The sequence below is a fragment of the Nocardia sp. bgisy134 genome (genome assembly GCF_965341865.1).
Lineage (GTDB): Bacteria > Actinomycetota > Actinomycetes > Mycobacteriales > Mycobacteriaceae > Nocardia.
Window position 1 is genome coordinate 1 of the sequence record NZ_CBDQZP010000052.1, and the last position, 1,994, is coordinate 1,994.

Below are 1,994 nucleotides of genomic sequence, written 5' to 3' on the forward strand. Positions count from 1 at the left end.
CGCCTCTGCCGAGTTGAGGATGTTCAAAGGGCTAGGGGCATGGGTGGCGAGCGCTACGACCCGAACAACCTGCATTCGCTGTGCCGCCCAAGACATGAGGCGAACACCATTGTCGGTGCCCTCGGCCCGCGCTGGGCATACCTGAATTGCCGCCGATCCTGCTGCACTCGCGACGCCCTCTGAATGGGTTCGGGCTCCGCGACTTCGGAGTCTCCTACCGGACCCACACGATTTCTCCACATTTGGTAACCGGATCGGACGCAACTGGTCGATACAGTGACCGCGTGTTTGCTCGTGATCCATCGTGGAATCGCTTGAACCGTCTCGCGTACCTATTGCATGTTGTTGCCGTCGGCGTGCTGGCTGTGGCGTGGGTGGCGATCGGGCTCGGACTGTACTCGGAGCCGGGATCGGATCCACGGTTCGAGTTCGAAGCGGGCGGCCGCTTCGCGGCCAACCTCATGGTCTATTGGCCGTTCCTGCTTGTGATTAGCCCGGTGCTGGTCGTCACTGGCATTTTCGGGCTGATGCCATACCGGTTCGCGCCTGGCGGCACCATCGCGGGTGGGGTAGTTGCCAGTTTGTTCGCTCAGTGGGTGGGGACCGAGCTGTACTTGTCCGATTACAAGCCGGAGTTATCCGGACACCTCGACACGAGCATCGTCGCGGCGTGCTTCGCACTTGCCGCAGCGTTCGCGGCAGCCTTCTTGCACTTGTATGGCAACCGATCCGGTCGGACGCGCGCCGCCTCGATGCGAGGCGGAGCAGTGCTGGTAGTTGCCATTCTCGTCAGTGTGGTGGTCACGATTCCGCCGCTGATCGCGGGCAGCGGCACCCCGTCCGGTGTCCTGGCTCGGCTCGTCACCGACGCCCATTGCGGCAGGAACTTGTCGGACTGGACCGACGAGGGACAGACGACCGTCTACACAGGCGGCGCGACACAGTCGTATCCGCCGAAGGATGTGCCTGACAACGTGTTCGGGGTCGTGGTCACACTGCGTAACGGCACAGGCAGCGTCGAAACTACCCCGCCGACCGCGATCTCGTTCCGAGACGAGCTGCCATTACGGTCGGGTCCGCCGGGAACCGAAGTGATGCTGTATCAGCCTGGTACAGGCAACGAGTTCGCGTTTACTCACCTGCGCGTTCCGAATTGTGAGGCTGGCAGTAGCCGGGTGGTTTCGGCGACCTACAAATATGCGGATTACGGCGGAACGAGCACGTCTCAGATTCAGGGCACGGTATCTCGTAGCGACTAACGCGCTGGCAGGGTGTTTGATAGCCGTCGCTGATCTGGATGTCCGCACATCTGGGTCGGCCAAACGCACCATATTGCCGCTGACAGTCAGAATTCCTTACTGGGTTCGGAACGCTTGGACCGTTCTTCGAAAGGCGATGCCGGGCCTGCCCGAGGTTGGCGGGCTCCCGCCCCGGCCGTCGAGCCGCACGCGCGCATCAACCACCGTGACATCCGGCCAGGACATCGGCCCACCTTTGACGCTCAACGAACCGGCAACCGCGAACGGCGTTCCGCCGAGAGCCGGACCTGGCCGCAACGGCCGACCGAACGCGTCCCGGAGCGTGCCGTCCTGCCTCAGTCGGTGCCCTCCTGCACCGGATAGTGGATGATGACCGCACCGCCGGTGGCGTAGTTGACGACATCGGCGGCCGCCCGCTGGCCTTGCGGCGACGCCGACGCCGCGGCCATGGCGGCGGCGTCAGCGTAGTCGGCTTCGAAGACCGCGAAATACGGCGCTTCTCCGTTGGTCGCCGCCACGTCGAAGCTGTAGCGCCACGCAAGTAGGCCGGGCATCTCTATGACCAGTGGAAGGTGTTTGGTCACGTAGTAGTCGCGGAAGTGGTCGGGGTCGGCGGGCTTGGGATATAGGACCAGCAGCTTATGCATGACTGCCTCCTGCATCTACCGCGGTCGGTTGAATCGTCATATGTGCAGGTTAGGGCTTGATGTGTGGTCGAGGGAAAGACCGGGACGC

2 protein-coding genes are annotated in these 1,994 nt (G+C 63.2%); one reads left to right on the top strand and one right to left on the bottom strand.

Going from position 1 to position 1,994, the window contains the following annotated elements; genetic code table 11:
• Nucleotides 1-284 precede the first annotated feature (284 nt).
• Nucleotides 285-1,259 (top strand): hypothetical protein, encoded by a 975-nt coding sequence (locus ACRWNM_RS36460; protein ID WP_431972721.1) that lies wholly within the window; start codon nucleotides 285-287, stop codon nucleotides 1,257-1,259.
• A gap of 335 nt (nucleotides 1,260-1,594) precedes the next feature.
• On the opposite strand, the gene ACRWNM_RS36465 is transcribed toward ACRWNM_RS36460, so the two are convergent.
• The gene (locus ACRWNM_RS36465; protein ID WP_431972722.1) at nucleotides 1,595-1,906 is read right to left on the bottom strand and encodes an EthD family reductase; all 312 of its coding nucleotides are present in this window, start codon (nucleotides 1,904-1,906) and stop codon (nucleotides 1,595-1,597) included.
• Between the last annotated feature and the right edge of the window lie 88 nt (nucleotides 1,907-1,994).

Bases quoted from the DNA above. Each gene is read 5' to 3' on its own strand.
- ACRWNM_RS36465 (WP_431972722.1), bottom strand. From the start codon at position 1,906: ATGCATAAGCTGCTGGTCCTATATCCCAAGCCCGCCGACCCCGACCAC.